General features: G+C 40.5%; 34 protein-coding genes and 1 other RNA gene. 32 read left to right on the forward strand and 3 right to left on the reverse strand.

Translation table 11 applies throughout. From position 1 onward, the window contains the following. Positions 1–10: 10 nt before the first annotated feature. Positions 11–709, forward strand: coding sequence for an HAD family hydrolase (locus tag AC0UA9_RS00195; protein WP_475655685.1), 699 nt, complete (start codon positions 11–13; stop codon positions 707–709). A 15-nt stretch (positions 710–724) separates the two neighbouring features. Next, positions 725–1,684 (forward strand): sugar-binding transcriptional regulator, encoded by a 960-nt coding sequence (locus tag AC0UA9_RS00200; RefSeq protein WP_475655686.1) that lies wholly within the window; start codon positions 725–727, stop codon positions 1,682–1,684. 37 nt (positions 1,685–1,721) lie between these two features. On the opposite strand, the gene AC0UA9_RS00205 is transcribed toward AC0UA9_RS00200, so the two are convergent. The 3 genes from AC0UA9_RS00205 to AC0UA9_RS00215 form a co-directional block, all read right to left on the reverse strand. Next, entirely contained in the window at positions 1,722–1,937 is a 216-nt protein-coding gene (locus AC0UA9_RS00205) for an integrase core domain-containing protein (RefSeq protein WP_475655687.1), read from the reverse strand. Positions 1,938–2,336: 399 nt separating this feature from the next. Then, the gene (locus AC0UA9_RS00210) at positions 2,337–3,257 is read right to left on the reverse strand and encodes a hypothetical protein (protein ID WP_475655688.1); all 921 of its coding nucleotides are present in this window, start codon (positions 3,255–3,257) and stop codon (positions 2,337–2,339) included. 19 nt (positions 3,258–3,276) lie between these two features. After that, positions 3,277–4,026 (reverse strand): S24 family peptidase, encoded by a 750-nt coding sequence (locus AC0UA9_RS00215; protein ID WP_475655689.1) that lies wholly within the window; start codon positions 4,024–4,026, stop codon positions 3,277–3,279. A 184-nt stretch (positions 4,027–4,210) separates the two neighbouring features. Between AC0UA9_RS00215 and AC0UA9_RS00220 the strand changes: the two genes are divergently transcribed. From AC0UA9_RS00220 to AC0UA9_RS00365, 30 genes are all read left to right on the forward strand, one after another. After that, positions 4,211–4,438, forward strand: a complete 228-nt coding sequence (locus AC0UA9_RS00220; RefSeq protein WP_475655690.1) for a helix-turn-helix domain-containing protein — start codon at positions 4,211–4,213, stop codon at positions 4,436–4,438. Further along, on the forward strand, positions 4,431–6,716 hold the full coding sequence (locus AC0UA9_RS00225; RefSeq protein ID WP_475655691.1) for a DNA-binding protein: 2,286 nt from the start codon (positions 4,431–4,433) through the stop codon (positions 6,714–6,716). The genes AC0UA9_RS00220 and AC0UA9_RS00225 overlap by 8 nt, the downstream gene beginning before the upstream one ends. 46 nt (positions 6,717–6,762) lie before the next feature. Then, a complete protein-coding gene (locus tag AC0UA9_RS00230) occupies positions 6,763–7,482 on the forward strand; it encodes an AAA family ATPase (protein WP_475655692.1) in 720 nt (239 codons plus the stop codon). Between the two features lie 83 nt (positions 7,483–7,565). Then, the gene (locus tag AC0UA9_RS00235; RefSeq protein WP_475655693.1) at positions 7,566–8,123 is read left to right on the forward strand and encodes a hypothetical protein; all 558 of its coding nucleotides are present in this window, start codon (positions 7,566–7,568) and stop codon (positions 8,121–8,123) included. Beyond that, on the forward strand, positions 8,107–8,643 hold the full coding sequence (locus AC0UA9_RS00240; protein WP_475655694.1) for a hypothetical protein: 537 nt from the start codon (positions 8,107–8,109) through the stop codon (positions 8,641–8,643). The genes AC0UA9_RS00235 and AC0UA9_RS00240 overlap by 17 nt, the downstream gene beginning before the upstream one ends. Continuing rightward, complete coding sequence (locus AC0UA9_RS00245; protein ID WP_475655695.1) at positions 8,640–8,909, forward strand: hypothetical protein; 270 nt, start codon at positions 8,640–8,642, stop codon at positions 8,907–8,909. The genes AC0UA9_RS00240 and AC0UA9_RS00245 overlap by 4 nt, the downstream gene beginning before the upstream one ends. 23 nt (positions 8,910–8,932) lie before the next feature. Further along, the gene (locus AC0UA9_RS00250) at positions 8,933–9,565 is read left to right on the forward strand and encodes a DUF3164 family protein (RefSeq protein ID WP_475655696.1); all 633 of its coding nucleotides are present in this window, start codon (positions 8,933–8,935) and stop codon (positions 9,563–9,565) included. A gap of 9 nt (positions 9,566–9,574) precedes the next feature. Next, the gene (locus AC0UA9_RS00255; RefSeq protein WP_475655697.1) at positions 9,575–9,793 is read left to right on the forward strand and encodes a hypothetical protein; all 219 of its coding nucleotides are present in this window, start codon (positions 9,575–9,577) and stop codon (positions 9,791–9,793) included. Further along, complete coding sequence (locus tag AC0UA9_RS00260; protein ID WP_475655698.1) at positions 9,790–9,957, forward strand: hypothetical protein; 168 nt, start codon at positions 9,790–9,792, stop codon at positions 9,955–9,957. Before AC0UA9_RS00255 ends, AC0UA9_RS00260 begins: the two co-directional genes overlap by 4 nt. Positions 9,958–9,965: 8 nt before the next feature. Next, an RNA gene (locus tag AC0UA9_RS00265) (hammerhead ribozyme type II) lies at positions 9,966–10,036 on the forward strand. Between the two features lie 8 nt (positions 10,037–10,044). Further along, positions 10,045–10,212 (forward strand): hypothetical protein, encoded by a 168-nt coding sequence (locus AC0UA9_RS00270; RefSeq protein WP_475655699.1) that lies wholly within the window; start codon positions 10,045–10,047, stop codon positions 10,210–10,212. Next, positions 10,209–10,832, forward strand: coding sequence for a gp16 family protein (locus AC0UA9_RS00275; RefSeq protein ID WP_475655700.1), 624 nt, complete (start codon positions 10,209–10,211; stop codon positions 10,830–10,832). Before AC0UA9_RS00270 ends, AC0UA9_RS00275 begins: the two co-directional genes overlap by 4 nt. Continuing rightward, positions 10,829–11,347, forward strand: a complete 519-nt coding sequence (locus AC0UA9_RS00280) for a hypothetical protein (RefSeq protein WP_475655701.1) — start codon at positions 10,829–10,831, stop codon at positions 11,345–11,347. The genes AC0UA9_RS00275 and AC0UA9_RS00280 overlap by 4 nt, the downstream gene beginning before the upstream one ends. Further along, positions 11,344–11,763 (forward strand): Mor transcription activator family protein, encoded by a 420-nt coding sequence (locus tag AC0UA9_RS00285; protein WP_475655702.1) that lies wholly within the window; start codon positions 11,344–11,346, stop codon positions 11,761–11,763. Before AC0UA9_RS00280 ends, AC0UA9_RS00285 begins: the two co-directional genes overlap by 4 nt. Positions 11,764–11,818: 55 nt before the next feature. Further along, on the forward strand, positions 11,819–12,175 hold the full coding sequence (locus AC0UA9_RS00290; RefSeq protein WP_475655703.1) for a hypothetical protein: 357 nt from the start codon (positions 11,819–11,821) through the stop codon (positions 12,173–12,175). A 316-nt stretch (positions 12,176–12,491) separates the two neighbouring features. Beyond that, complete coding sequence (locus AC0UA9_RS00295) at positions 12,492–13,376, forward strand: DUF4760 domain-containing protein (RefSeq protein WP_475655704.1); 885 nt, start codon at positions 12,492–12,494, stop codon at positions 13,374–13,376. Between the two features lie 46 nt (positions 13,377–13,422). Then, complete coding sequence (locus AC0UA9_RS00300; RefSeq protein ID WP_475655705.1) at positions 13,423–13,989, forward strand: glycoside hydrolase family 108 protein; 567 nt, start codon at positions 13,423–13,425, stop codon at positions 13,987–13,989. Next, entirely contained in the window at positions 13,982–14,254 is a 273-nt protein-coding gene (locus tag AC0UA9_RS00305; protein ID WP_475655706.1) for a hypothetical protein, read from the forward strand. The genes AC0UA9_RS00300 and AC0UA9_RS00305 overlap by 8 nt, the downstream gene beginning before the upstream one ends. Further along, the gene (locus AC0UA9_RS00310; protein WP_475655707.1) at positions 14,251–14,655 is read left to right on the forward strand and encodes a DUF1353 domain-containing protein; all 405 of its coding nucleotides are present in this window, start codon (positions 14,251–14,253) and stop codon (positions 14,653–14,655) included. Before AC0UA9_RS00305 ends, AC0UA9_RS00310 begins: the two co-directional genes overlap by 4 nt. After that, a complete protein-coding gene (locus AC0UA9_RS00315; RefSeq protein ID WP_475655708.1) occupies positions 14,652–14,900 on the forward strand; it encodes a hypothetical protein in 249 nt (82 codons plus the stop codon). The genes AC0UA9_RS00310 and AC0UA9_RS00315 overlap by 4 nt, the downstream gene beginning before the upstream one ends. Before the next feature lie 2 nt (positions 14,901–14,902). Beyond that, positions 14,903–15,133 carry a TraR/DksA C4-type zinc finger protein gene (locus AC0UA9_RS00320; RefSeq protein ID WP_475655709.1) on the forward strand — a complete coding sequence of 77 codons (231 nt, stop codon included), beginning with the start codon at positions 14,903–14,905 and terminating at the stop codon, positions 15,131–15,133. Next, positions 15,130–15,429, forward strand: coding sequence for a DUF2730 family protein (locus AC0UA9_RS00325; protein WP_475655710.1), 300 nt, complete (start codon positions 15,130–15,132; stop codon positions 15,427–15,429). Before AC0UA9_RS00320 ends, AC0UA9_RS00325 begins: the two co-directional genes overlap by 4 nt. Positions 15,430–15,458: 29 nt before the next feature. Next, positions 15,459–15,752 carry a VpaChn25_0724 family phage protein gene (locus AC0UA9_RS00330; RefSeq protein WP_475655711.1) on the forward strand — a complete coding sequence of 98 codons (294 nt, stop codon included), beginning with the start codon at positions 15,459–15,461 and terminating at the stop codon, positions 15,750–15,752. Between the two features lie 10 nt (positions 15,753–15,762). Beyond that, on the forward strand, positions 15,763–16,041 hold the full coding sequence (locus AC0UA9_RS00335) for a hypothetical protein (protein ID WP_475655712.1): 279 nt from the start codon (positions 15,763–15,765) through the stop codon (positions 16,039–16,041). After that, the gene (locus AC0UA9_RS00340; protein WP_475655713.1) at positions 16,028–16,600 is read left to right on the forward strand and encodes a DUF3486 family protein; all 573 of its coding nucleotides are present in this window, start codon (positions 16,028–16,030) and stop codon (positions 16,598–16,600) included. Before AC0UA9_RS00335 ends, AC0UA9_RS00340 begins: the two co-directional genes overlap by 14 nt. Then, on the forward strand, positions 16,600–18,195 hold the full coding sequence (locus AC0UA9_RS00345) for a hypothetical protein (RefSeq protein WP_475655714.1): 1,596 nt from the start codon (positions 16,600–16,602) through the stop codon (positions 18,193–18,195). Before AC0UA9_RS00340 ends, AC0UA9_RS00345 begins: the two co-directional genes overlap by 1 nt. Then, positions 18,195–19,823 carry a DUF935 domain-containing protein gene (locus AC0UA9_RS00350; protein ID WP_475655715.1) on the forward strand — a complete coding sequence of 543 codons (1,629 nt, stop codon included), beginning with the start codon at positions 18,195–18,197 and terminating at the stop codon, positions 19,821–19,823. Before AC0UA9_RS00345 ends, AC0UA9_RS00350 begins: the two co-directional genes overlap by 1 nt. Beyond that, a complete protein-coding gene (locus AC0UA9_RS00355) occupies positions 19,823–21,223 on the forward strand; it encodes a phage minor head protein (RefSeq protein ID WP_475655716.1) in 1,401 nt (466 codons plus the stop codon). Before AC0UA9_RS00350 ends, AC0UA9_RS00355 begins: the two co-directional genes overlap by 1 nt. Beyond that, the gene (locus AC0UA9_RS00360) at positions 21,223–21,453 is read left to right on the forward strand and encodes a hypothetical protein (RefSeq protein WP_475655717.1); all 231 of its coding nucleotides are present in this window, start codon (positions 21,223–21,225) and stop codon (positions 21,451–21,453) included. The genes AC0UA9_RS00355 and AC0UA9_RS00360 overlap by 1 nt, the downstream gene beginning before the upstream one ends. After that, positions 21,453–21,890 carry a phage virion morphogenesis protein gene (locus AC0UA9_RS00365; RefSeq protein ID WP_475655718.1) on the forward strand — a complete coding sequence of 146 codons (438 nt, stop codon included), beginning with the start codon at positions 21,453–21,455 and terminating at the stop codon, positions 21,888–21,890. Before AC0UA9_RS00360 ends, AC0UA9_RS00365 begins: the two co-directional genes overlap by 1 nt.

Below are 21,890 nucleotides of genomic sequence, written 5' to 3' on the forward strand. Positions count from 1 at the left end.
GGATAATAAAGTGAGCAAAATTCATGCGGCACCTAAACATAATGCGATAAACTTAATTATTTTTGATTGTGATGGCGTTTTAGTTGATAGTGAAATATTAAGCCAACGTGTATTGCTGTCTATGCTCAAGGAAGTCAATGTTATTGTTTCAGAAGAATATTTTCTGACAAACTTTTTAGGCTATAACTTTGAGCATGTGACCGCTAAAGTATGGGCTGATTTTTCAGTTGTGTTAACGGATGATTTTCGACAACACTTCAGAGAAGCGTTAATTAACGTTTTTGCTACTGAACTTCAACCAACACACCAGTTGGCATGGCTACTAGCCCAACTTAAAACCAACAGTTGTGTTGCCACAAGCGGTAGTCCTGAAAAAGTAAAGAACTCACTGCACTATACCAAACTTGACCACTATTTTAACGGTCGGGTATTTACCTCGTCTGAAGTGGCAAAAGGGAAACCAGCACCTGATTTGTTCTTACATGCAGCCGCCCAAATGGGGGTAGCGCCGCAAAACTGTTTAGTGATAGAAGATTCTAATGCGGGTATCCTTGGCGCTAAGGCTGCTAATATGCAAGTCATTCAGTATGCTGGCGCGAGTCATTTGAAAAATCAAAAGATCGTTACGCCAATACAGGGTGATATTAGTACAATAACACATTGGAACCAACTATTTGAATACGCACCTTCACTTACTAAATCATTTTAAATCAAGAGGTAAACTGTGTTAAAAAGATCTAATTCAGAGATAAGAAAATTAGACGACGCTGCCAAAGCAGGTTGGTTGTATTATGTTGCTGGTAATACGCAAGAAGAAATCGCTAAAAAGTTGAATGTATCGCGTCAATCAGCACAACGTATGGTGGCGTTATCAGTAAGTGAGGGCTTGATTAAAGTTAGGTTAGAACACCCTATTGCTAAGTGTATGGACTTGCAGTCGAAAATTAAAAGTCGCTTTGGTTTAACATCATGTACTGTTGTCCCAAGTGATAATAGTGAACCCAACTCTACGCTAGGGCTTGCCCAAGCAGGTGCTAAAGAAATAGAAATGCACTTAAAGACAACCGAGCCAAAGGTAATAGCAATGGGGACAGGGAGAATTTTACGTGCTTGTGTCGAAGAGCTCGCTTTACTAAAGTGTGAACAGCATCAAATAGTGGCGTTACTCGGTAATATGGCGTTAGATGGCTCTGCCTCATCGTATGATGTTGTTATGCGTATGGCAGAACACATTCATGCCAAGCATTATCCTATGCCTTTGCCAGTGTTGCCAAGTAGCAAAGCTGAAAAAGAGCAGTTACACGCACAGCGTTATGTCGCTAATAATTTAGCGTTAGCGGCAAAGGCAGATGTTACTTTTGTTGGAGTAGGCAATTTAGCTATTAACTCACCGTTGCATATAGACGGCTTTGTCACACCCAAGGAATTAAAAGAGTTACAAAGTAAGGGGGCAGTAGGCGAGCTAATCAGTTGGGTTTTTGATGTTAAAGGGAATTTAATCGACTGCGCCGTTAACCAACGGGTTGCTAGTGCGCCTTTAAAAGTAAACCCCGACAAAGCCGTATACGCAATTGCGGCGGGTGAAGAGAAAGTGTTTTCTATATTAGGTGCACTAAGATCTAAATTAATTAATGGCTTAATAACGAATGAATATACGGCTGAGCGTTTATTGAGTATAGATTAAGGCTTACCTGTCCTAGTATAGGTTAACAGTCATTTAATTAAAGCGCCTGATGCACTTCATTGGGCATTTTGTACTTTAAGGCCATACGTGGCCTCCGTTTATTTTCATACATCACAGGTGCTTCCACCATCGTCCTGGCTTCTTTCAAGTCTTTAGGTTTTACTAGTAAGTATTCTTTCTTTAATATACCGGTAACTCGCTCTGCTAAAGTATTTTGAAAACAATCATATCCAACGGTTATTGAACATGTCACATCATATGGTTTGTGCAGTGCTTGCTATTGATTTCATAACACTCTCCAATGTACTTAGAAGTATCGACCTATTTCAGGGCGAGACAGGCTCCCAGCAGTTTGCATGTAATAGGCTTGAACCAGCGACACATGCATATCTAATAAAGAGTACAGTCCATCGCGCTACCAACTGAGCTATTGGGGAATTGTAACCAGTCATTAAGAATGAGAAATACCGAGATAATCTAAAAATTTGCGGGAATTTGTGGGAAGGCTTTATTTAAAAGGCTTTAAATGAAAATTTAAGGGAGATTTAACAATAGTTTTAAAATGGGAAATTAAAGGTGGTTTTTAGCTTAACCGAATTAAAACCACCTAAAACGAGAAACTAAGCGTTTATTTTTTCGCTTTAATAAAGATTTATTTGTTTGTAGAACCTGTTAACTCTCGCAGAAAGATTAGCTTAGGATATTTTTTACCTTCTTTATGTCCATAAATAACAGTGACGTTACCCTGTATTTTTGATTTTCCTCGTAGCTTGTTTAATTTTATTGTTGGATCAATATGAAGTTTTACACGTCGGTTTTCGTCAAGGCTTGGTGCAACTACTGCCCAGCCACGCTTAGCGCTATCAATATCAGTAGCTCTAATTTCTAATTCGAGATTGTTGATGTCGTCTATATATTCTTCAGGCTCTTCATCGTTGATAATACTAGGAATCGCTTGAATAGATTTGTTTTCTATTTTAATGGACTCATCTTCGTTGAAGCGGATAAAAGCTTTTGCGTCTTTTTTTGCGGGTTTAATGATTGCTACAGCTTCTTTCGCTACTTTGTTTTTATCTTTGCCATTGATAACTGTGTTTAAAATGTCCTTTAAATCATCAGCATCCATTTTAAGATTATCAGCACCTATGTTTATGATTGTATTGTGGTTAGCCTGAATCGTCGCCTTTTGTGTTTCGGTCGCTTTAGGGTCTTTCATAACATAAACGAGAGCTGCACCAAGAGCAAGGCCAGCAATAAGTGTTCCTAGTATTTTTGGGTTATCCATAAGTAATTTTAAACCTATTTTTTCTCTAAAGTTGCTAATTAACTCATCTAAGCGTTGTTGATCACCAAAAACTAACTTAACAAAAAGGTCTTCATAGATGCTGCCTGACTTTAATTCGTTAAGGAATACTTCTACCTTTAATACCTTGGTATCAGAAAATATAGCCTCTAACACCTCTGGGCAGCGCTCTATAAGGCTTTGTAAAGCAATTAATGATTCGCCAATTTCCTTTAAAGGAACTAAGTCTTTATTTGAATAGTATATCTGCTGCTGAACGGTGATTTCCATTAATCTTCCTTAATTACGTTTAATACAAGTCTTTGCCAATCCAGACAACCTTGCCGATAATTGCTAATTGCTCTAATTCGTTTTCTTTTACTATTTGGTCGTCATACTCTTTGTTGTCGCTGATAAGGCATACAGAGCCGTCAAAGCGCTTTTGTAGGCGTTTGGCGTAGAGTTCTTGGCCAAAGCGTAATACATAGATAGAGCCATCTTTTAGCTGTGTGTCTGACAGGTCAACTAATATGGTGTTGCTATTGTGTATAGTTGGTTCCATTGAATCACCCTGGGCGAACACAACGGCAAGATCACGAGGGTTAAGCTTTCTAAATCTTATCCATTTACTGCGAAAGGCTAATTGTCGTTTAACTTCCGCCCCATCGTTCAATGCACCATGACCAGTACTGACAGAAACATGGTAGCCTGGTATAAGTACGTATTCTTCATTGAATTCATCGACGGTGACAGTGGCGCAGCCACTTAATTGAGTACCTACTAAACTGCTAGTGTTTGTCGTTATAGTCTTGTTTCCCAACCCTGTAGCTAACCACTCAAGCGATACCTCGCACTTTTCAGCTAACGTGACTAGTCGACTTAATGTCGGTTCAGTTTCACCACTTAGATATTTTTTGATTGTAGTATCACTAATGCCAACCTTGCGGCCAAAAGACCGCATGCTTTCCCCACCAATTAAACTTTTGAGGCGCAAATGAAACCATTCAACATTTTTATTATGATCTTGAATGTTGCATTCAACTTTTTTATTTACATTCAACTTACACCAACCTATTGAAAAATATGGGTTTAATTAACTGTTATATATATTTGCCGCAAAGTAGAGGTTGAATGCTGCAAATAAGTGTTGCATTCAACATATGTGTTGCATTATGCTTTATATAGGTCGCGCAAGCGGTAACTTGCTAAATGCGCGAGTTAGTATATTAACACGGAACTATAAGATGAAAATAGAGAATGCAAATCATATACATGCTGCACTAAGAGCACAGGGGATTACCTGTCGCTCTTGGGCTATTTCACATGGATATCATCCTAGAACGGTACTGGATAGTATTCAAGCTTTTGCTCCTTGTATGAACCGCAAACCGAAACGCCCGTTATCAAAGCAAATCGTTATTGATTTGAGTAAAACAATTGGATTTGACTTGTTGGGTGAGTGTAATGAATAAGTTGTGGTATGCAGCAAAAGAGTTGCAAGGAATACATGGACTGCCTACAACAGTTCAAAATATCAACGCTAAAGCAAATAGAGAAAGCTGGCTTAAACGCAAACGCTTAGGTCAAGGTGGCGGTTTTGAATACCACATCACTTCTTTACCACAAGCTACCCAGCAGTTTTTGGCAAAACAAGCGGCTGAGGCATTAGCTAACGCTGAAGTTGTACCTGCTCGTTCTGCTCGTAAGCTTGCTGTTGAATTAGATCGCCAAGAAGATATTGCCAATAAACAAAAGCAAGAAAGCCGAGAAAAAGGCTTGCTTAAATTTAATGGTTTGCCTGAAAAGTCACAAACTAGAGCACAAGCCAAACTGCTGATATTGCAAGCCTATCAAACTTATATAGAGCCACATAAAGCGATTGGCAAAGAAGTAGACGGCTTACACCAGTTTGTTAGCGACTATAAGAGCAAAACGCTTGAATTACCTGAATGGATTTATAGCGCGGTTAAAACTATTTCAAAACAGTTTAAGTACCGTTGGCAATCAGCGTTAGATAAAGGTGGTATTACTGCTTTAGGTGGTAATTACACAAGCACTCGCGGCAAGTCGGTTATTAGCCGCCAACCGCAAGTAGAGCAGTTTTTAATGGCATTTTTGGTTAAAAAGCCACACCTGGCGAAAAAGCCACGAGCCATCCACCAGTCATTAGTGATTATGCAGCAAACGGACCACCCCGATTGGGAAATACCGTCTATTAGCTCGGTGCAGCGTTGGGTTAACTCCTGGATAAAACGTCATAGTGCAGAATTTGCCTATGTTACTAACCCTGATGCATATAACAGTAAACATAGACCATTATTTGGTCATGCTTATATGTATCAAATGCTTGAACGACCAAACGATATTTGGGAATTCGATTCAACCCCTGCTGATGTCATGCTCAAAGATGGCCGTCACAGTATTATTGCCGTTATTGATGTATTTACCCGTCGAGTAAAGCTTTGGGTAGCGCCTACCTCAAGCAGTGAAGGTATTTGCTTATTGCTTCGTAAAACCATTTTAGAGTGGGGCATGATTAACGAAGGCGGTTTAGCGGTTACTGATAACGGTAGCGATTATGTTAGTAAAAAAGTCAGCGGTTTATTTAGCATGCTCGACTTTGAACAACATAGAACCAACGCTTATTCAGGCTGGGAAAAACCTTATGTTGAACGGTTCTTTAGAACATTAAGTCATTCAATTGTTGAAAAACTACCGAGCTATATTGGCCATAACGTTAGCGACAGAAAGCAAATTGAAGCGGCAAAAAGCTTTGCTGAGCGTATTAGCAAAAAAGAAACACGCGAAGATAAAAAAGTTGAAGAGCTGAAACTTACCGGTGCAGAACTTCAAGAGTTTTTAGACAACTGGCTTGAATACAGTTATCACCACCAGGAGCATGGTGACCTTAAAGATACGCCATTTAATGTTTATCAAAAGTCAGCCTATCAGCCGCGCATGATCAACAATCCTAATGCACTTAACTTATTACTTAATTATGTAAGCGATGCCACGGTAGTTCGCGGCATGGTTAAAGCGGGAGCGGTTAAATATGTTGCACCTGAATTAATGGAAGCGGTGTGGGACCGAGTAAAAGTACGGGTATTTGTTGATCCAAGTGATGTTGGTCGTGCTGTTTTATACCCAATTGATGCAATAAGCGAAGATGTTTACTGGATTGAAGCGGTTAACCAGGAGTTAGTTGGCCGAGAAATAAGCCCACAAGCGTTTCAAGCACGTCGTAAAGAAGAGCGTAAAGTACTTAGTAACTTTAGAAAAACAGCGAAAGCGCTGGCTGATACGTTTGGCGTTGATGAAATTCATGCAAAAGAGCTGGCATATCACAAAGCACAAAACAGTGGTTTAACCGCGTTTCCTCAACCGTCATTACCTCATGATAACGGCATGTTATCAGCGTTGGACGACTTTAAACCAACATCATCAATTGATGATAAAGATTTAAAACCGAGTTATAGCGAAGCACAGCTTGAAGGTATTGCTGCAAGGCGAGAGCACCGAAATCGACAACAAGCAATGGCCGCTGAAACAAACGCAAAAACCCTACGTACAGAATTAGAAGTTGCTTGGGATTATGCACGTAAATTAGTGCATACACCGTTAAATGAAAAAGAAAACAAATGGTTTAAAGGTTTTATGCGTAGCCATGTAATGGCAGCAAGAAGAATTAACAAATTTTTAGAAGAAGCACGTCGCCAAAAAGACTCAAACCAAACTGGCGACGCGCTTTAACTAAAGCAACCCGCCCAAAAGGGCAATCACAATAAGGATAATACCTATGAAAGATATAACTGTCGAAGTAAAAAACGTTTTACGTTGTGAAGAGTTGTTTGACAACTTAAATAGCCGCAGCTTTATGGTTGAAGGAATGGGGCTTGTACATGGGCCAAGTGGCTTTGGTAAAACTACCACCATGACGTGGTTATTTAACCAAAACCACGTTGATGCCGTTTATGTACGCTGCCGTGCTACTGATACCCCGTCATCATTATTAACTAAAATAGCCTTTGAAATGGGGCTTGAGCCAAAGTTCCCTTTAGGAAAAATGATTGACGATATTGTAGAAAACATGGGGAGAAATGAAATTTCTTTATTTGTTGACGAAGTCGATTACGTCATTGGCTCGGCTCGTATCATGGAATCTTTACGTGATATTTACGACCTAACCAACCAACCTGTATTACTGATAGGTATGGAGCAAATTGCCCGTCGTATAAGCCACCGTAAACAACTCTTTAACCGCATTAGTGAATGGATAGAGTTTCAACCTGCTGACTTAGAAGACGTGGCCTTGTTTGCTGACGTACTTTTAGAAAACGAAATTCGACTTGAGGAAGACTTGCTTGATGCTATACAGCAAAAAGCAAGTGGTGAAGTACGTCGAATTTTATCTGCACTCGAAAAAATAGAGCGTAAAGCCATTGCCTCACAAAGAGACAAAATCTCACTGGACGATGTAGACATTCGCGAAATATTCCTTGATAGCCGTCGTCGTTAAAATCCTTTTAAACAAGCATTAAAGAAGTATTCAAATTGAAAACAAACAATAAAAATCAAGTATGTCAAAGAGTATGGCAGTACATGCTTACCAAGAACTGTTTAGTTAGCTGCGCTGAAGTCGCTAGCGAATTAGACGTATCAACTAATCATTGTCGTAATGTGCTTAATGGTTTTGTTGAACAAAAATGTGCAGTTAAGCAGCGCGTAGGACGCTTCTATCATTTTGCTGTTATTGCGGCTTCAAAACCAAGATTAACTGCGGGTAGAAGTACAGAATCAAAGCGGCAGCATAAAAAAACAGGCCGTCAAAAAATCTGGAATACGCTGAAAATACAGCGCGTAGTAACAGTTAAAGACCTTGTTTGCCTAGCGTCTGTAACAGAAGCTAATGCAAGCTTATACCTACGTAAATTAGTAATTTCTGGTTATGTGCGCGTAAAGCACGCCGTAAACACAGAATTACCTAATCATAAAATAAAAGGTCAGGTTAGCAGCTATCAATTACTGCGTGATACGGGACGTTTATGTCCGATTATCAGAAAAAACGGTTGCTTTGATCAAAACGAACAGCAGCTTTACCGATTTGATGACCAAGCACAACACCAAATAAAGGATAAAAATCATGAAAAAGTGGCTTGAAGTACTACGTCAACAAGTAGCTGAACATGGTCAACCTAAAGTGGCCAAAATGTTGTCAGTTTCAACAGCCTGTGTATCGCAAGTGGTTAATGAAAAATACCCTGGTGATATGCAACGAATAGAGAAATTAGTGGAAGGCGCCTTTTTACAAAAGTGCGTTAACTGTCCCGTATTAGGTGAATTGCCTTTGCACGAGTGCATGAAGCATCAAGCCCGTAAAGGTATATCAAGCAACCCTATTTACATGCAGCTTTACAAAGCCTGTAGAAGTGGTTGCCCTCATAGCAGCTTAACCGAACGTTTGAAGCGTCCGGTCAATGTTAGCTTTAAAGCAACGCCCACGGTTAAAGCTTACGACTACCAAAGTGCGGTTCGTCGTTTAACACGCCAAGCCAGTGGCGCAAGTAGCTTTGCAACAGCTAAGCACCTTAATGAGTTATTGATTAGTGAACTAGAGGTGCTAGGCATTAAATACAACAAATTAATTAAAAAGAATATGAATATAGGGGCAAACACATGATTAAAACCAAGCAACAGCACAACCAACAAAATAGCTTAATCATCAGACAAATGAACAAAGCACAGCGCGCTATCAGTGACTTAATCAACCGAGGTATTACTGTGTTAAACGTTGAAATGGCAAAGCAAAAACCACGCATTGAAATACAAGCGCCACGCATTGGCATAGTGAGCGAAAGCTTAGTTATTCGTGGCACTAAAAATGGCATACGTGAAGACATTAACTTTAGCAAAGTAAACGGCTGCATCGTTTACTGGAAACAATAATTGAACAATAGGAATTAACAATCATGACAAATCAAGTAGTAGAAAAAGTAGTAACAGCGCCAGAAGGTTATCGAACTAATGCGGCAGGTCACTTGGTACCTGAATCTAAAATTGATGCAATTGATTTATTGCGTGACGAATTAGTAAAAGAATTAGCTAATGAGGCAGAGTTTATTGCCAAGCAGCTGCAGCAATTCAAAGTAAAAGCGTTAATGAAAATTCAAGACTTTATTGACCTAAGCGCCCAAACCTACGGTCAACAAATTGGCGGTAAGAAAGGCAATGCAAGCCTCGTTAGCTTTGATGGCAACCTAATGATTAAGCGCAATATCAACGAAAACATCACTTTCGACGAGCGCTTAATCGTAGCTAAATCACTTATTGATAGCTGCATACATGAATGGACCCAAGGTGGTAACGACAACATAAAAGCCCTGGTTGAACATGCTTTTCAAACCGACAAAGAAGGCAATATTTCAGTTACCCGTATTTTAGGGTTACGTCGTTTAGATATTGACGATGAAAAGTGGTTAAAAGCCATGGAGGCCATTGCTGATTCAATATCAATCACGGGCTCTAAAACTTACTTGCGCATTTATCAACGCAATGAAAAAGACACCATGGCACAAATTAGCCTAGACATAGCCAGCGCATAAGGAGGCCGCATGAGACATGGTATAGAAATCATTGAAGAAATTGGCGCAGCTACAAAGGCTCAAGAAAAGCACGGCACAGTAATGTGTGACGACGCCACCTTTGAAGATGGGGTTATAGCTGCCTTATTGTGGGTTATTGGTCACGAAGGGCAAACAACGTTAATGGTTGAAAATTTACGCGAGTTTGAACAAGACAACGCCGACAATAACCGTGAGGAAGTCGCATGAGCCAACGAACCTATGAACAAAAGCAATTAATCACCATGATGTTTGCCAAGAAAACTAGCGGTAAAAAAGCGCAAGACAGATCAGACATGGCAGCCGTAGCAAGGCGAAGACGTATTGAAGAAATTGAAGAGGATAAGCGCTTAGCACTAGAAAGCGCGTTATAAATCAACGTAAGCGAAACCTAACGTAGCAATACGTTAGGTCTGCCCAATGTGGTTATTGGGTACTGATGAGCAGCCAGAGGAACAATCATGCAAAAAGTAAAAACAGAGCAAGAATACAGCGCATACCGCATTACCCAAGCGGGGTTGAACGCGTATGTAATGCAAACCCAAAACAAAACTCTTGAACAAGCTATTGAGCAAAATCGTCGTCACTTTACAGACTTCGACCAACTGCCAAAAGGTAAAAGCAAATGAGAAACCGTTTAATACAATTAGCGCACGTAGCCAAGCGTGAACTCAACCTTGATGAAGACATTTACCGTAGCGTATTAAGAGACATTACAGGCAAAAGTAGTTGCTCAAAAATGAGTATAAAAGAGCTTGAAGCCGTCGTTGAACATTTTAAATCAGTAGGCTTCACTGTGAAGAAAAAGCAAATTAAGAAAAAATCAGCTACTAACAAACGAACAGCACCAACCATTAGCCGCAGTGTTTCGCCTGAAAGCGGTAAAATACGTGCAATATGGATAACCATGCACAAACAAGGTTTTGTGCGTGATGCCTCAGAGCAAGCGCTTGATAACTATATAAGCCGTATGCTCAACCGTAAAACAATCGGTGAAAACATTAGCTTTCATTGTCAGTTTTTGAATGGTCAACAAGCCTTCAAGGTTTTAGAAATCATTAAAAATTGGCACAAGCGTGAGTTAATTAAGTGGCTTGATGAAAAATGGAGCGCTCTGCGTTTACATAAACGCTTTGATTCACTAAGTCATTGTACTGCGGTTTTATCTGGTAAAAGCCCTAAAGGCGAAAGCTATCAAAACCTTTGTTTTATTTACAACGAAGCCACAGGATTAAGTAAAGAATTATGAAGTTAGGACGATGCCCAACATGCCATAGTGCGCTACACCTTGACGCCATGGTGCAAGACGAAGCAGGCCGCGAGTTAATGGCAACCCTCGCCAAACTAAACAGCAAAATATCCAGTAGTGTTTTGCAATACATTGGTTTGTTTCGCCCAGCAAAAAGTGATTTAAACAACGGTAGAGCGTTAAAACTATTAACCGAAACCCTTGAATTAACGGCTAACTTGCAATTGTTAGCGGCAGGTTGTGATGCCACGGTAAGAAATATTCATACCAAAAGGCAGCAAGGTGAAACGGTTAAGCCATTAGCCAACCACAACTATTTAAAACAAGTATTAACAGGGCTTAAAGAGCAATTTAACCACCCTGTAAATGGCATGAAAAGTAGTAATGGCTCTCGTGATATGGGACGAGCACAAATAAAACAGTCTCATCAATTAAGTGATGAAGAAAACGAGCGTTTAAGACAAGAAATGCTCGCTAAATTTAAGTTAAATAAACCAACAGGAGCAAGCGCATGAGCCAGCAAGAATTATTAGATCCTGATTTAATCCCTACCGACAACCTAAATGATTTATTAGCCCATAGCGACACCTTGGCCAATGATGAAAAAGCATGGCCTAAAATGCTAGCTGACTTAATAGCCATAAACGTAGCAGAGCTTAAAGAAGATGGCTTTGAACATAATGAAGCGTGGCGTATTGCCAAGCGTTTAATTATACGCCAAAGCCACTTTTTAGGCGGTGGTATGGTGTATTTACCGCGCAACGACAAGCTTAAAAAAGCCCTGCGTGATGCTAATTTGTATCACGATTTTACCGGGCAAAACATTCGCGAATTGATGAAAAAATACAACCTTACTCAGCAATCGGTTTACCAAATATGTGCAGAGCAACGCCAGTTGTTTATTGCTAAACGACAACCGCAGTTGTTTTAAGTAAATATACAAGCGTGACAGTCACGCAAAACACAAGAATTAACAAGGTGTCACGATGAAAAAAGAACATGCTGAACAGCAAAAACTAAGAAGTCGAGAGCAAGCACGCTTACGCAAGCAAAAGCAACGAGCTAAAAAAGCAGAATTAGCCATTAAATCATTAGTAATAAGCGCAAGTAGCACAGAAGAACAGCAACTTAATAGCCAAGCGCTCACCCGTGGCTTTGACAGTGCCAGTGAATATTTAATGACCCTCATGCGAATAGATGGTGACCGTATTAAACACGACCAAGCGGCTATTGGTACTTGTACTAGTTGCAACCTGCCTTTACCACAAGGCTGTAAGGCAGTGTTTAAAGGGCAATTTGATTGCAGTTATATTCATGGCTTGCCGTTGGTGAGTGTAAAATAGTTATAATTTCAACTTTGATTAAGTGTAACTATTTGTTGTTGAGCCTTGATCTTTATGCGCGGTTAATGGTAAATATATATTAAGTACTTAATATATATTTACTAACAAGTGTTTAAATAATTAATTATTAGGTTACTAGTTTATCTTGTTTTCTTGGCTATACTTTAGTAAAGTCCGCCGCGATTTTTACTAACTGTTTTAATATCTTTGGAGGTTCTTATGTATACTATTCATGGTTGGGGTGATGGTTAGCCTTATTCGATTTAAAACTAAAGCTTGCAGTAATGCAGGCTTTTTTTATTTAAGGAAGAAGTAAATGACAAGAACACAAGGTATTGTAGCTATTTCCATTGCTATTTTTAGCTTAATTATTGATGTTTTATTGCGGATATTCCATCCAGGATTAGCTTCTCATGTATATCATATAAGCGAAGCTTTTATTTTAATTCTTATACTTGCCGGTGCTATTCCCGTCATAAAAGCTAAGTGGGTAGGTGAAAAAAGTGATTTAGTTAAAGCCTATCCAATAATAATCAACGCCTCTATAGCATGTATAATTTCGGGTTATTATGTGTTGCGTTATGATCAAAAGCTACTGTTAGCTTTATCAGTATTAGTTTCTTCGGTTTTGATTTCAACAGGATGGTTCACGCAGGCTGTTTTACAAAAAATAGCACATCGCAGACAACACACTGTTAACACCCTTATGCAATCTAGATTAAGTGACACATATCAATCACGGCTAAACAACTTGCAAAAGAAGGTTAAAGGACAAATGTATATATCTGAAGCTACTGCTATTGCATTTTGTAAATTAGGAGTGAGTGGTGGAGCTGATCTTAATGAAGATGATGAAGAATTATTAAGGGACAGTTTATATATTGCTAATTATTTTGAATATTTGGCTATCAGTATTAAGCGCAACGATCTTGATAGTGAACTTCTTTATGATTGTTGGAGTGGTGTGTTATCTAATATAGAAAGAAAATTATTTTATTTATTGGTTAATCTTAGAAAGCGCGATCAAGATATTTTCAATCACTTTGCTTGGCTAAGTGAATATTGGCACGGAAATGAATCGTTACTTTTTAAATATAAGAAAAATTCAAGTAGTGTTACGCCTGAAATGTTAGGGACACCATATGATGGATTAAAAGTGACGGACACTAAAAATAACAATAAAAGTAAAACACAACATTAACCCCGTTGAATCTCACCTAAGTTAACCATGCCGCCATACTGGCGGCATGAACAAGAATAACCAACCCCAACAAATAATCATAGTCGATGACTCGCTACCAGCTGTAGCACGTCAGGCCATTGTACGACTTCTTGAAGAAGAAGGTGGCTATGTTTGCAACCCCGTTGATCAAGGCGGCGAAACCAAATACGGCATCTCTAGCCGTTGGTATCCGAACCTTGATATTAAAAACCTTACCACAATCAAAGCATCGCAAATTTATTACCGTGATTATTGGCGCTTTAATCAATGCCATAAACTGCCGCAAGACATTGCCTTTGTGCTATTTGACATGGCTGTTAATCAAGGTGGAACTTTTGCCCGTAAAGCGTTGCAACAAGCACTTAACGTTAAGCAAGACGGTATTATTGGCAGTAAAACCATTGCTGCCGCTTTTGCTGCACCTAGCCTGTTTTTAATTACTAAATTAACCCGTATTCGCTGCCAACATTACACCAACTTAGTGCAAAGTGACCACAGCCAAATAATCTTTATTGAAGGTTGGATTGATCGCGCGTTAGACATTCTTGTTGAGTGCCAAATGATAGCCGCCTTTGGTGGTTCAAATGCCTAACGGTACAAGTACGTCTTTAACACCAAGCAAAAGGCGCTACCGCGAAGGTAGGCAAGCTCGCTTACGTGCTGAAGTGTTTCACGCGCTGCAACAAGTACCTATTAACTATTCGTGTATTTACTTACGCGCTGAGCAAGCTAACCAATTTAAACGAGGTTGGGATAGCGTCAGCCTTATTGATATTGACGTAGCGGTTAAAAAAGTCAAAGCAGGCCAAGCCAACCTACTACCAAAAACCGCACAAGCATTAGGAGTTACCCTGTGAATACACAGAAAAAACCACCTTATTTTATTGGCCGTGTGTTAACCCAATGGTTATCACTAGAGTCTCGAAAAATGTTGCTCCAAGAAACATTCTCGTTTGTCGACAGCAATAACACTAAATGGACCGCTCCTGCAGGTTCAATTATTGATGGAGCCAGCATACCGCGAATATTTTGGTTCATATTAGGTTCACCTTTTAATGGTCATTACCGTAGAGCAAGCGTTATACACGACGTTTACTGTGTCACTAAATCGCGATCACATCAGCAAGTACATCGCATGTTTTATGAAGCAATGCGAGTAGATGGAGCAAGTAAACTCAAAGCAAAATCGATGTATTTCGCGCTAAAAATTGGCGGACCTCGTTGGAAAGTCACCTCAGAACGGAGAAAAGGTATATGAAAAAAGTATTATTAACCACGTTGTTAGCAGCAACATTAGCAATAGTTGGTGCTTGTTCAAGCTACGAGCTTGGCGATGTGTCTCGTGTGTATTGTGGCTCAACTAACCCTGAAATACGTGCTCAAATTAAAATCAGTTTAGCTGAAAAAGGTGTGAAACTCGGTGTTGATTACTGTGCAACAGTGGGTTTGGTTGACGCACTATTAATTAAAAAGCCTGTTATGGCTCAAACACCAAAGGAATAGCCGTGACCGATGTAGTAGATCAAGCCTGCGAGCTTGAAGAGCGTCAACGAGAACAGTTTTTAGCTGCAGCAAAAGCGCCAATTGAAAAACCAAATGAACTGCATGGACACCGCTATTGTCTTGATTGCGATGTTGAAGTTAACACTCAAAGATTAATTGCTAACCCTAACGCTGTACGCTGCATTGAATGCCAAACCGTGCTTGAACATAAAAACAAAAGGTTTTACTCATGATGACTTGGTTACTTAAGTATTATCCTTTAGCGTTTTTAATACTCAACGGCGTGTTTTGGCTCATTGTTTACGTGTTACATAAAACCTATGCCAAACATGAAAAAGTTGAAGCACTAGAAAAAGAAGTACTGCTTATTCAAACCAATATAAGCAATCTTCCAGATAAAGATCTAACGCATAAGTTAGAGCTACGCATTGAACAGCTTAGTGGTGATATTAAACGTATTGAACCTAGCCTTGTTTCAGTTAAAACACTATCAGACATGCTGTTAGAAAATGAGTTAAAAAGTAAATAATTAAAAAGCCCTTAAGGTTGGAGTAAAAAATGGCAATAGACAAAGTTATGAGCGAGCACGAGCGGCTATCGATTTTATTAGCATTAGCAGCAATGAGCGGTTATCAAACTAACGATTCAATGCTGCGAAGTACATGCAAACAGTACGGTCATAAAATGAGTAACGACAAAGTACTTAATCACTTAGCCTGGTTAAAAGAGCAAGGCTTAGTAACGTTAGAAAGCGTAGCCAGCTATCAATTAGCCACCTTAACCTCACGTGGCCAAGACGTTGCTGAAGGTATTGCAACCTGCCCGGGTGTTAAAAAGCCGCGCGCTAAGTAAGGGGTAAACAATGGCTAAAACTAAACCTTATTCGGCAGGTGAAAAACGCGTTATACATCAATTAGCTTTAGCAATGGTTGCTGCAGAAATAGAAAGCCAAGTGATAAAGCCTCACACCGAAAAGGAAACAGGAAAACCTTATCAAACCAAGGGTGGCTACTTAGATATCTATTTAAAAAGTGAACCAAACGTTAAGCGTGTTTGGAAAACTTTCCAAAAAGAAGTTCAAAAGGTTCGTCGTGACTATTTAATGTATGCAGAGGCAGAAAAAAATAATGAAGCAACGTAAAACCCGTGGTAAGCCGTCTAAGGTTCACCAATTGCCTGAGAACATCAAAGCCAAACTAGATCAGCTTTTGCGTGATGGCAAGCTTACCCAGTCAGCGATACTTGAAAAAGTAAATGCGCTGATTGAAGAATCAGGGCTAGGTGATGACGACAAACTCAGTAAATCAGGCATTAATCGCTACTCAACCAATATGCAAACGGTTGGGCAACGTATTGCTGAAGCCCGGGCCGTATCAGAGCAATGGGTAGCTAAATTAGGCGACAAACCTAGTGGTGACGTAAGTAAAATACTCATTGAAATGGTACGCACTATCGCCTTTGACAGCGTATTAGATGCGTCAAACTCTGCTGAGCCAGTACACCCAAAATTCATCAAAGACCTTGCCATAGGTATTGAAAAACTTGAAAAAGCGGCCACCGAATCAACCAAGCGTGAAAAAGAAATACGCCAAGCGTTTGCAGAAGAAGCGGCGGCACTAGTGGATGATGCAGCAGTACAGGCCGGTTTAACCAGCGCAGGTGCTAACGCCATTAAACGTGAAATTTTAGGTATTGCCTAATGACAGCTAATGTAGGCGGGAATTCATTCGCGCAAGGCCTCACTCCATTCAATGAAAACGAACTGTTACTCGGTTATCAAAAACGTTGGATAAGTGATGAGTCACCGTTAAAAATTGCCGAAAAATCTCGTCGTACGGGTTTAACCTGGGCAGAAGCAGCTGACGCTGTATTATGTGCCAGTAAAGCGAAAAGCGCTCATGGCACTAATCACTTTTATGTTGGCTCTAACAAAGAAATGGCGCGTGAATTTATTGACGCTGCTGCTATGTGGGCTAAAGCGTTTGATAAAGCTGCAGGTGATATTTGCGAAGAAATTTTTATTGATGCAGGGCAAGACGGTAAAGAAATACTTACCTTTGCCATTCACTTTGCATCAGGCTTTAAAATACAAGCCCTCAGCTCCAACCCGTCAAACCTTCGGGGTATGCAAGGTAACGTAACCATTGATGAAGCAGCTTTTCATGACAGATTAGATGAAGTGCTTAAAGCCGCACTGGCGCTTACTATGTGGGGCGCTAAGGTACGTTTGATCTCAACGCACAATGGCACCGACAACTTATTTAACAACCTTATTCAAGACTCGCGCGCAGGTAAAAAACGCTATAGCGTTCATCGTATCACCCTAGACGATGCGTGTAGTGAGGGTCTATACCAACGCATTTGCCAAATTAAGGGCGAACAATACAGCCCCGAGAAAGAGCAAGCTTGGAAAGACGGTTTATTAAAAGACACCGCGACAGAAGACGATGCCTTAGAGGAATACTTTTGTGTACCTAAACAAGGTGGCGGTGTTTACATAAAACGTGTACTGGTTGATGCCGCCATGAAAGCGGATATTCCTATTTTACGTTTTACTGCAGACAAAGACTTTTTAAGCTGGTCAGCACGTCACAAGCAAATGCAAATTAAAGAATGGTTTGAGGCATTAAAACCACATTTAATGGCACTTCAAACCGACTTAAATCACGCATTCGGGGAAGATTTTGCCCGAAAGGGCGACTTATCGGTATTCGTACCACTGCAAATTAATAAAGATTTAACAAAGCGCGTACCCTTCTTGCTTGAAATGAGTAACTTAACTTACGACGCCCAAAAAGAAATACTGTTTTATATTGGTGACCGATTGCCGAGGTTGCAAGGTATGGCATTTGACGCTACCGGCAACGGTGGCTATTTAGCTGAAGCAGCGGCAGAGCACTACGGCACTGAAATGGTTGAACAAGTTATGTTAACCGACAAATGGTACATGGAATGGATGCCAAAGCTAAAGGCTGAATTTGAAGACTTTAATTTAGAAATACCCCGTCACCAAGACATCCAAGATGACTTAAACCAAATTCAAACTATTCGTGGCATACCTAAAATTGACAAGGGAAGTACTAAAGGCAGTGATGGTCGTCAGCGTCATGGTGATACAGCGGTAGCAATAGTTATGGCTATACGCGCAAGTTGGATGGACGGTGGCGTAATTGAATTTACCCAATTAGAACAAAAAGCAGGTACCTGGCACCAAACGGAAAAAACCTTTAAAGACCAAATGCGCCCCGACCACAGTGGCGATTGTCAGCAAAATTACGATCAAGGAGCCTACTGATGGCTGTTACCACTAACAACAACCCAATTCAAACAGACAGCAATGGCAATAAATTTCGCATCAAGCATATTAAAAACAAACAATCAGATGATGTTAAGTTAGGGCATTTACGCACTCATTACAGTGACCACCCAAGCCGAGCATTAACCCCACAAAAACTTGCTGATATTTTACTTGGTGCAGAGCAAGGTAATATTATCGCGCAATGTGAACTCGCAGAAGATATGGAAGAAAAAGACGGTCATGTATTTGCTGAATTGCAAAAACGACGACGTTCACTGCTCGGGGTAGACTGGGAAATAGTGCCGCCACGCAATGCCAGCGCTAGCGAAATTAAAGACACTGAAATGCTACAAGAGTATTTTGAAGACATGCTGTTTTTAGATGATGTGATCTTTGATGCGTCTGATGCCATTCTAAAAGGCTTTTCGAATCAAGAAATCACCTGGAAAAAATCAGGTAGCATTTGGCTACCCGAGTCAGTTGATTTTAAAGATCCTAGTTGGTTTATGACACATCCTGCGCAAGAGCCTGGGCAAAACCGTAACGAGCTACGCTTACGTGATAACAGTGCGAATGGTGCAGCACTGCAGCCGTTCGGTTGGGTATCGCATACCCATAAAACTAAATCAGGCTATTTAGCACGCTCAGGTTTAGCCCGTGTATTAGCGTGGCCCTATTTGTTTAAAAATTACAGTGTGCGTGACTTAGCTGAGTTTTTAGAAATTTACGGCCTACCACTGCGCTTGGGTAAATACCCTACAGGCGCAAGCCAAGACGAAAAAAACACCTTACTTAATGCAGTAATGAGCATAGGTCATAATGCAGGGGGGATTATCCCCAAGGGAATGGAAATCGATTTTCAGGAAGCCGCCAAAGGCACACAACAACCGTTTGAATATATGGTTGGCCTAATGGAAAAAACCATCTCTAAAGCCATTTTAGGCGGTACATTAACAAGCCAAGCAGACGGTAAAAGCTCAACCAATGCGTTAGGTAACGTGCATAACGAAGTTCGCAAAGAGTTGCGCGACAGTGACTTAAAACAAATAGCCAATACCTTGAGCCGTGATTTAGTGCTACCCATGTATACGTTAAACGGTAAAAGTTACCAGTCGCCATTACGTAGCCCCCGTTTTGAGTTTGACACAACCGAAGCAGAAGATTTAACCGCCTTTGCAGAGTCGTTACCTAAGTTAGCCCACGTAGGCTTTAAAATACCGCTACACTGGGCACATGATAAGTTGCAAATACCCTTACCAAAAAAAGATGAAGCGGTTTTAGGCGTTACGGCCGCCAAAGAGCAAGTAACCGACAATAAGCAACCACAATTAAAAACCCTGCAAAAAATTACCGCGTTAAAAGCTCAACTTGATATTGATGACCGAGCTGAAAGAACTCAACAAGAGTACTTTAATGAAGAATTAGCGAACAACATGTCTACATCAGTAAGTGCTTTTACCAATGAAGTACAGAAGCTAGTTGAGAGCGCTACTTCGTTAGACGAGTTAAGTGAGTCATTAGCTAAGCTTGATTTAAACATTGATGAAGCCACTGAAGTAATGCAGCAAGCCTTTATGGCAAGTGAGCTTAGCGGTATGTATGACGTAGAGCAGGAAAGTAAGTAATGCCCGCACGTTATGGCTCTTTGCCGTTTACCCAAGCAATAGACTTTTTTCAAACTAAGTTAAATATACCAACTGAGCGTTGGAACGACCTGTGGAAAGAGGCGCATAACACGGGTTTTATGGTAGCAGGTGCCATGAAAGATGATTTGCTCAACGACTTTAGAAAGTCGGTTGATATGGCCATTGCCGAAGGAAAGTCGATTTCATGGTTTAAAAAAGAGTTTAATAATATTAAAAGTCGCCACGGTTGGGAGCATAATGGCAGTAACGATTGGCGCAGTCGCGTTATTTACGAAACCAACATGCGCCAAAGTTACAACGCGGGCCGCCACGAACAGCTACAGCATTTTGACTACTGGGAATACCAACACGGCGACAGCCTTAGCCCAAGGCCAATGCACTTGTCATGGGACGGTTTAGTTTTACCCAAAACCGACCCATTTTGGCAAACTCATTTTCCGCAAAACGGTTGGGGCTGCAAATGTAAAGTACGTGGTAGAACACAAGCCCAACTTCAGCGCCAAGGTAAAAAAGTTACTGCTGCGCCTAAACGTGAGTTTATAAATTGGGTAGACAAAGTAACCGGTGAAGAGCATAAAATACCAAAAGGTATTGACCCAAGCTTTGATTATGCACCACATAAACAAGCCATAACGCAAAACTTACAACAGCTAGCAATAAAAAAAGCTAAGCCCTACACGCCACCGCCCCGTATAGCGCCCACTGCTTTTAGTAGCGTACCCGGTGTAGACATACATAACTTAAATAAAAAGCTTAACGAATTTGCACCCGCTAAAGAGCGACTAGATCAGCTAGGTGAGTTTTTAACAAAGCACGACATTAAAACAGTGTTTTTAAAGCAGGCTGAAATGGGCGCTAAAACAAAAGCGTCTCGCAACTTAGCACCACAAATTGAGCCCTATTTAAACCTAGGGCGTGTAACACATCACTACTTCACTACACGTAATGCATCACGGACTAACGGCTTTACTTGGCAAAATAAAGATCACGTTGTCGTTAAAGTTAAAGCTTCAACACGCTTTAACAAAGTAAACTTTGAAGAACTCGCAGAGGCCGTAGAAAATGCTATATTGTTAATGAACGAAGGTAACAAACAACACTCGTTGTCTCATATAGTGCGTATAGCCAGTGAAAGCCGTGAGCACGGCGGCGCGCTAGTAACGTGGTTGCATGAAATTGGCCACCAAGTACACTTTAAAGCAGGCTCACCTAATATGCCTGTACCTGCTGGCCAAGGGGTTACAAAATACAGTTTAACTAATCACGTTGAATGGCACGCAGAGCACTTCGCTATGTGGTTACTTAACCGTGATGCGTTAGCAAAATGGGATGAAAGCATAGCGCTATACTTTGATAAATTAATAGAGGCAACACTTTAATGAATATGCTTGATAAACTAAGAAAACAAACGGTTACCACGGCAAATGTTGACGCCGCCATTACCGTAATTAACAACCCAGCGCTTAGTTTTAGTGAAAAAATAACACAGGTGCAAGCGCTTGAAGCAACAGCGCCAGCAACCGAGCAAGTATTATTTGCTGAGGTTTATTCAAGCTTGCATTTGCTTGCACAATCACAAGCCGACATTGATTTAATGGCAGGTATGTAATGGCGGGTAGCTTTTTAGACGTTAGCACACAAGGCAACCAAGCGGTAAGCCAAGCGTTAAACGACTTACTAGCCAATGTTGACGATATTAGTACAGCACAACGCGACATAGGTGAATACTTAATTGAAACGACCCAACAACGTTTTATTGACCAACAAGCACCAAGCGGTGAACCATGGGACCCAGTATCATTAAAAACCTTAGCCAAAAAAAGAAGGCCAGATCGCGTATTAACAGAAAGCGGCATTTTATCTGACACGTTAAACTATCAACTTGACGCACACACTCTACTGTTTGGCTCTAATTTAGAGTACGCTGCAACCCACCAATTTGGCCGTGAAGAAGACGGTATTGTAGCAAGGCCATTTTTAGGTATAGCACCATTTGAAGAAACTGAAATACTTGCTATATTACAAGACCACTTACTAGGTGGGTAA

This window comes from Colwellia sp. F1 (assembly GCF_056238625.1).

Coding starts and splice junctions, on each gene's coding strand:
- AC0UA9_RS00210 (WP_475655688.1), bottom strand. CDS start 3,257: ATGGAAATCACCGTTCAGCAGCAGATATACTATTCAAATAAAGACTTA.
- AC0UA9_RS00220 (WP_475655690.1), top strand. CDS start 4,211: ATGAAAATAGAGAATGCAAATCATATACATGCTGCACTAAGAGCACAG.
- AC0UA9_RS00225 (WP_475655691.1), top strand. CDS start 4,431: ATGAATAAGTTGTGGTATGCAGCAAAAGAGTTGCAAGGAATACATGGA.
- AC0UA9_RS00230 (WP_475655692.1), top strand. CDS start 6,763: ATGAAAGATATAACTGTCGAAGTAAAAAACGTTTTACGTTGTGAAGAG.
- AC0UA9_RS00235 (WP_475655693.1), top strand. CDS start 7,566: ATGCTTACCAAGAACTGTTTAGTTAGCTGCGCTGAAGTCGCTAGCGAA.
- AC0UA9_RS00240 (WP_475655694.1), top strand. CDS start 8,107: ATGAAAAAGTGGCTTGAAGTACTACGTCAACAAGTAGCTGAACATGGT.
- AC0UA9_RS00245 (WP_475655695.1), top strand. CDS start 8,640: ATGATTAAAACCAAGCAACAGCACAACCAACAAAATAGCTTAATCATC.
- AC0UA9_RS00250 (WP_475655696.1), top strand. CDS start 8,933: ATGACAAATCAAGTAGTAGAAAAAGTAGTAACAGCGCCAGAAGGTTAT.
- AC0UA9_RS00255 (WP_475655697.1), top strand. CDS start 9,575: ATGAGACATGGTATAGAAATCATTGAAGAAATTGGCGCAGCTACAAAG.
- AC0UA9_RS00260 (WP_475655698.1), top strand. CDS start 9,790: ATGAGCCAACGAACCTATGAACAAAAGCAATTAATCACCATGATGTTT.
- AC0UA9_RS00270 (WP_475655699.1), top strand. CDS start 10,045: ATGCAAAAAGTAAAAACAGAGCAAGAATACAGCGCATACCGCATTACC.
- AC0UA9_RS00275 (WP_475655700.1), top strand. CDS start 10,209: ATGAGAAACCGTTTAATACAATTAGCGCACGTAGCCAAGCGTGAACTC.
- AC0UA9_RS00280 (WP_475655701.1), top strand. CDS start 10,829: ATGAAGTTAGGACGATGCCCAACATGCCATAGTGCGCTACACCTTGAC.
- AC0UA9_RS00285 (WP_475655702.1), top strand. CDS start 11,344: ATGAGCCAGCAAGAATTATTAGATCCTGATTTAATCCCTACCGACAAC.
- AC0UA9_RS00290 (WP_475655703.1), top strand. CDS start 11,819: ATGAAAAAAGAACATGCTGAACAGCAAAAACTAAGAAGTCGAGAGCAA.
- AC0UA9_RS00295 (WP_475655704.1), top strand. CDS start 12,492: ATGACAAGAACACAAGGTATTGTAGCTATTTCCATTGCTATTTTTAGC.
- AC0UA9_RS00300 (WP_475655705.1), top strand. CDS start 13,423: ATGAACAAGAATAACCAACCCCAACAAATAATCATAGTCGATGACTCG.
- AC0UA9_RS00305 (WP_475655706.1), top strand. CDS start 13,982: ATGCCTAACGGTACAAGTACGTCTTTAACACCAAGCAAAAGGCGCTAC.
- AC0UA9_RS00315 (WP_475655708.1), top strand. CDS start 14,652: ATGAAAAAAGTATTATTAACCACGTTGTTAGCAGCAACATTAGCAATA.
- AC0UA9_RS00325 (WP_475655710.1), top strand. CDS start 15,130: ATGATGACTTGGTTACTTAAGTATTATCCTTTAGCGTTTTTAATACTC.
- AC0UA9_RS00330 (WP_475655711.1), top strand. CDS start 15,459: ATGGCAATAGACAAAGTTATGAGCGAGCACGAGCGGCTATCGATTTTA.
- AC0UA9_RS00335 (WP_475655712.1), top strand. CDS start 15,763: ATGGCTAAAACTAAACCTTATTCGGCAGGTGAAAAACGCGTTATACAT.
- AC0UA9_RS00340 (WP_475655713.1), top strand. CDS start 16,028: ATGAAGCAACGTAAAACCCGTGGTAAGCCGTCTAAGGTTCACCAATTG.
- AC0UA9_RS00345 (WP_475655714.1), top strand. CDS start 16,600: ATGACAGCTAATGTAGGCGGGAATTCATTCGCGCAAGGCCTCACTCCA.
- AC0UA9_RS00350 (WP_475655715.1), top strand. CDS start 18,195: ATGGCTGTTACCACTAACAACAACCCAATTCAAACAGACAGCAATGGC.
- AC0UA9_RS00355 (WP_475655716.1), top strand. CDS start 19,823: ATGCCCGCACGTTATGGCTCTTTGCCGTTTACCCAAGCAATAGACTTT.
- AC0UA9_RS00360 (WP_475655717.1), top strand. CDS start 21,223: ATGAATATGCTTGATAAACTAAGAAAACAAACGGTTACCACGGCAAAT.
- AC0UA9_RS00365 (WP_475655718.1), top strand. CDS start 21,453: ATGGCGGGTAGCTTTTTAGACGTTAGCACACAAGGCAACCAAGCGGTA.